The 5,601-nt window shown below is 33.2% G+C and carries 4 protein-coding genes; 2 read left to right on the top strand and 2 right to left on the bottom strand.

Annotation, left to right across the window (positions count from 1 at the left end; genetic code table 11):
- Nucleotides 1-263: 263 nt before the first annotated feature.
- Together V5787_RS08475 and V5787_RS08470 are read right to left on the bottom strand one after the other, a co-directional pair.
- Nucleotides 264-638 carry a hypothetical protein gene (locus V5787_RS08475; protein ID WP_336892811.1) on the bottom strand — a complete coding sequence of 125 codons (375 nt, stop codon included), beginning with the start codon at nt 636-638 and terminating at the stop codon, nt 264-266.
- A 504-nt stretch (nt 639-1,142) separates the two neighbouring features.
- Entirely contained in the window at nt 1,143-1,994 is an 852-nt protein-coding gene (locus tag V5787_RS08470) for an FKBP-type peptidyl-prolyl cis-trans isomerase (protein WP_336892810.1), read from the bottom strand.
- Between the two features lie 387 nt (nt 1,995-2,381).
- On the opposite strand from V5787_RS08470, the gene V5787_RS08465 reads away from it, so the two are divergent.
- Nucleotides 2,382-5,309 (top strand): FAD-linked oxidase C-terminal domain-containing protein, encoded by a 2,928-nt coding sequence (locus tag V5787_RS08465; protein ID WP_336892809.1) that lies wholly within the window; start codon nt 2,382-2,384, stop codon nt 5,307-5,309.
- A 166-nt stretch (nt 5,310-5,475) separates the two neighbouring features.
- The coding region (locus tag V5787_RS08460) for a transposase (RefSeq protein ID WP_336891419.1) at nt 5,476-5,601 on the top strand (126 nt) is incomplete at its 3' end.

Genomic DNA, 5,601 nt, shown 5'->3' with positions numbered 1-5,601 from the left:
GTAAGTCACAAATGCTATCTGCAAAAGTAGGTGTTATTTGTAGTTTCATAACTTATATATACGCCTTAATAAGCTAACAAACAATGATATAAAACCTAAGTTTGGGTCTTTGTTTTTGTCATGTACCTTGCAACGGTCTTAAAAGAAGAAAACCAACAGAAATTCATTTAGTGTCATTTCAAAAAAACTCCATTTGTACATTTAAAATGACAAACGGAGTTTTAATTGGTACTCTTTCTTTTTCATAATTATTTTCCCACTAACTATAAAACAAGACTTACAATACCTGCAGGCACTTGATAAACAACTAATTTGGCACGTAGTTTTTGACCTTTTTCTTTTGCTGTTTCGTTTTTTTCTAATAAATATTTAGAAATTAAACTGTAAGCAAGAATAAATCCAACAATAAACTCTACTGCAGAAACTGCCAAGTATAAAATCCAAGATATTCCAATATTCCCCAGATTTAATACGGATAAAATGATTCCCCAAGTACCCCAAAAAGTTAATATTACACCTATCCAACCTTGGTATGGCGTAAGCTTGTCTAATAATTCTTGTGCATTAGGTTTTTGAGAAATGATTAAAGACGAAGCCGCAATAAGACCTCCTAAAATTGCAATAATTCCTGATATCATAATCTTTATTTATAATTACTCACAATAATACATTAAAATTCCTGATATCTTAAAAACACTTCTTTATCGTTTGGTTTTAATTGTTATTCGTTAAAAACGAACAACAAAATCATGTAAATTAACTCAATAATGAAATAATTTTACTTATTTATTTTCGTTTCCGAATAGATACAGGTGTTTTTTCATTGTTTAGTAATACTAACAAGCCCAGAACTAATATAGTTTTTAATAAAAAAAATAATGTATGTTTACTAAGTGTGATTGAGACACTCGTAAAAACTGATTTTAGGGTAATAAATATTGAGAGACTCTCGGTTACAGCTCCGAGCTTTAATTAGCAGCTCTCGTCTAACGCAAAAGTACGCTGAGTGTCTTCTCAAAAATACAGAAATAAGTGAAGTTACTAGCTTATTGGATGAAACTACAGCTAGCAGAATTGAGATAAACTAAAGGAATCAAAAAAAGTCCTATTCAATAAAGAATAGGACTTCGATTTTTATATTATTATTTGGATATCTCGCTGACGTTGATAGATTTCAAGTCAATATCAAAAACCAATACAGATCCTCCAGGAATTGTACTGTAATCATATATGCCATATCCTAAATGCGATGGAACAAATAGTTTTCCACTACCACCTTCCTTAAAATATTGAATACCTTCACCCCAGCCTTCAATAACTTCGTCTAGGTAAAATGTTGAACCGCTTACACTACTTTCATCAAAAACATCTCCGTCAGTAAAAGCTCCTATATACGCTACTGTTACTTCAGAATCGATTGTTGGAGTTTCACCAGTACCTTCTACGTCAATTAAATAATACAACCCAGATTCTGTTTTTATTGCTCCAGTTATTCCGTTTTCTTCTAAGTACGCAACAATTTCCTGATCGTTTTCTTTTTCGTAGTCTATCAATTCTATTTCAAATATTAAAACAGAACCTCCAGGAACATAAGCAGTGCCAGTGCTTCCATAAGCTAAATGTGCTGGAATTAGCAATATTCCGCTACCACCTTCTTTAAAATATTGCATACCTTCAGTAAAACCTAGAATTGTTGTTTCTAAATTGAAAGAAACAATTTCGCCTTCAGTATCATTAAAAACAGTCCCATCAATTAATGTTCCTTTGTATTTAATAGAAACATCAGATGTTGCGGTTGGCTGCTCTCCTTCTCCTTCTACATCAATTACATAATACAATCCAGAACTTGTTCTAGTTGCTTCTAATTCATTTTGTGCGATATAGTCAATAATCTCTAGTTCATTTTCTTCAGAATAATCTTTGAAGTCATCATCATCATCAGAACATGAGGATAAAACAAATAATAGCGCAAACAAGATTGATAGTTTTTTCATAATTTTTTTTTATAATTAATTATACTTCATACTATTATTAAGAGTATAAATATTAAAAAAGGTTGCGTCAAACAACAAAGTATTTTTTAGTTCTAAAAATTTAATGTGTTTATTAAGCTTTAAATCAAATCTCAATAAATGTAAACTTCATTCTTTGAGGTTTAAATTAAAGCAGAAAATAAAATACTTATTTGCCCCCTAAGCAATGGCTCTCGCTGTTCTTTAATCTCTGAGTTTTCAAATATAAACCGAAATAAGCCCAACTAATATTCCCTATAAATTATACCTTAGAGCATCGGTGATTTCAATGAATATAAAGACTTTTCAAAGACAAGACTTACATATTTGAATTATATTTGTTTTTCAAAAACCATTCTTACATAAGTTATGCAACTAGAATTAGAAGGATTAGGAAATAGAATTGAAGGAGACATATTTTTAGATGAGTTACAGAAAGTTGTTTACTCAACAGACGCATCAGCATACCGTGAGAAACCAATAGCAATTATTCGCCCAAAGAACAATAGCGATTTAAAACTCATAATTGAATTCGCCAACAACCATAATATCAATCTTATACCTAGAGCAGCAGGTACATCACTAGCGGGACAAGTTGTTGGAAATGGAATAATTGTAGATATTTCTAAATATTTCAATAAAATAATAGAGATAAATTCTAAGGAAAAATATGCTATTATTCTTCCCGGAGTTGTTAGAGACGAACTAAACATTGCAGTAAAAGAACACGGTTTATTTTTTGCTCCCGAAACATCTACTGCAAACCGCTGTATGCTAGGAGGTATGCACGGAAATAACTCTTGTGGAGCAAATGCTCTTATTCACGGAAGTACACGAGAACACATAATTTCTTCTAAAGTACTTTTAAGTGATGGATCGGAAGTTGAATTTAAGAATTTAACAAAAGCCGAATTCGAAGAAAAGCTTAAAGGTGACACACTTGAAAGCAGATTGTACAATGATATTTACAAGATGCTTTCTAACAAGAAGATTGTCAAAGAAATAGGCAAAGAATTTCCCGATAAAGAGATCTTAAGAAGAAATACAGGTTATGCTATAGATATGCTTATTGACAACCAAGTTTTTTCTGATTCAAAGAAACCTTTCAACTTCAACCAACTACTATCTGGCAGTGAAGGCACACTCGCTTTCACTACAGAGATGAAGGTAAATCTTGAAGAATTACCCCCAAAACATGTAGGTTTAGTTTGTATTCATCTAGAAACTGTAATCGAATCAGCAAAAGCAAATCTTATAGCTCTAAAGTTCAAACCAAATGCTATTGAACTAATGGATAACATAATAATTAACCTTGCTAAAAAAAATAAAACACAGGCTGAAAACAGTACTTTCATATATGGAAACCCTGGTGCTCTTTTAATTGTTGAATTCAGTAAAAACTCTAAAGAGGAATTAGAAGAGGTTGCCGAGCAAATGGAAGCTGCGATGAGAGCTGAAGGTTACGGTTATCATTTCCCTTTAATAATAAACGATGGAGTAAAAAAAGTTTGGGACTTGCGTAAAGCAGGACTTGGAATTTTAGGAAACATGCCTGGCGATGCCAAGCCTGCCCCGGTGGTTGAAGACACTGCAGTAAGACCTAAAGATTTACCAGCCTACCTAGAAGATGTTGAAAAAATTCTTCAGAAACGAAAACTTGATGTAGTTTATTATGCACATATTTCTACAGGAGAAATACATATACGCCCAGTTTTAAACCTAAAAACAAAAGAAGGTAGGGTCATGTTTAAAACTGTGGCTACAGACTTTGCAAAACTGGTTAAAAAATTTAGAGGCTCGTTAAGTGGAGAACATGGCGACGGTAGACTGAGAGGAGAGTTTATCCCTTTCATGATTGGTGATAAAAACTACGAACTAATAAAAGAACTGAAAAATTCGTGGGACCCTAAAGGAATTTTCAATAGAGGTAAGATTGTGAATACTCCTTCGATGAATACATTCTTGCGTTATGATGAAGAGTACACAACACACAAAATAGAAACAGTATTCGATTTTTCTAAAACTGAAGGATTCCAAAAAGCAGTTGAAAAATGTAATGGATCTGGTGACTGTAGAAAAAGTCATATTATTGGCGGCACAATGTGTCCTAGTTATCAAGCATCTAATAACGAGAGTCAAACAACAAGGGCTCGTGCCAATGTCCTACGAGAATATATGTCCCGTACACCTGAAGGTAAAAACGCGTTAGACCACAAAGAAATATACGATGTAATGGACTTGTGTCTAAGTTGCAAGGCTTGTAAATCGGAATGCCCATCAAACGTTGATATTACAAGGTTGAAAACCGAGTTCTTACAACATTACTACGACGAGAATGGAATTCCATTCCGAACAAAAATTATTGCTTACAATCCTTTGGTAAATAAAATATTAAGCCCAATTTCTGTAATTTCAAATTTCGTATTAGGCATGCCGATAATAGGGCCAGCATTGGTGTCTATTATAGGGTTTTCTCCAAAACGCAAGATTCCACATGTACATAGTGCAACCGTTACAAAATATCATAAAAGACTAACGCAGGATACAGGTTTAAAAGGTAAAGTTTACTTGTTTAACGATGAGTTTACAAACTACAACGATCCTGATGTAGGTATACATGCAATACGCTTATTAAATACTTTGGGTTATAAAGTTGTAATCCCAAAACACAAGGATTCTGCACGTACTTTCCTAAGTAAAGGAATGGTACGCCAAGCAAAGAAACTTGCTGTAGAAAACGTAACACTGCTTAAAGATATTGTTAGCGAAAAAACTCCACTAATAGGTCTCGAACCATCTGCAATTCTTGGTTTCAGAGATGAATACCCCGATTTGGTCGGAACAGAATTACAAGTCGAAGCTCATAAATTAGGGAAAAACTCTCTTCTTTTCGAGGAATGGTTTATTCGCGAAGTAAAAAAAGGAAGTATCACAAAAGACAGCTTTACCGATGCCGAAAACATGACCCGCCTTCATGGTCATTGTCATCAGAAAGCAATAACATCTACTAAAAACACTTTAGAAATGCTTAGCTTTCCAACAAACTACAAAGCAGAAGAAATTAAAAGTGGCTGTTGTGGTATGGCAGGTTCTTTTGGATACGAAAAAGAACACTACGACTTATCAATGAAAATAGGCGAATTGGTATTGTTTCCTGAGATTAGAAAAACAGCAAGAGAAGTGCAAATATCAGCACCTGGTACAAGTTGTCGTCATCAAATTTACGATGGAACTAAAATTAGAGCTAAGCACCCAGTAACAATAATGTTAAATGCTTTAAAACAAGATCGAAATTAGGCATGAATCATTACTTTTAGTTGAGATGCTTGTTCTGAGAAAAAAAACCCAAACAGCCATTCTTTCAGATCGAGCAAGTCCTATAAACACTAAAATTACAAATAATAAAAACTTTCCGAGTTAGTCATTTAGTTTCTGTATCTTAGTGTCCTTAACTATAACAGATATGGATGTTTTTCAAGGTCAAAATATACTGAGTTTTATAAAAGAACTACCAAATGATGAAGCTTGTAAGGCTTATTTAGCCAAAATAAAATGGTCTGAAGGTTTTATATGTAGTAAATGTTGTGGC

This window comes from Flavicella sp. (assembly GCF_037132785.1).
GTDB lineage: Bacteria > Bacteroidota > Bacteroidia > Flavobacteriales > Flavobacteriaceae > Flavicella.
The sequence above is the reverse complement of the archived record's forward strand: the minus strand, read 5'-3'. Positions and strand labels throughout refer to the sequence as shown.

Excerpts from the sequence above, each read along its gene's own strand:
- V5787_RS08475 (WP_336892811.1), bottom strand. The coding sequence starts at position 638 with ATGATATCAGGAATTATTGCAATTTTAGGAGGTCTTATTGCGGCTTCG.
- V5787_RS08470 (WP_336892810.1), bottom strand. The coding sequence starts at position 1,994 with ATGAAAAAACTATCAATCTTGTTTGCGCTATTATTTGTTTTATCCTCA.
- V5787_RS08465 (WP_336892809.1), top strand. The coding sequence starts at position 2,382 with ATGCAACTAGAATTAGAAGGATTAGGAAATAGAATTGAAGGAGACATA.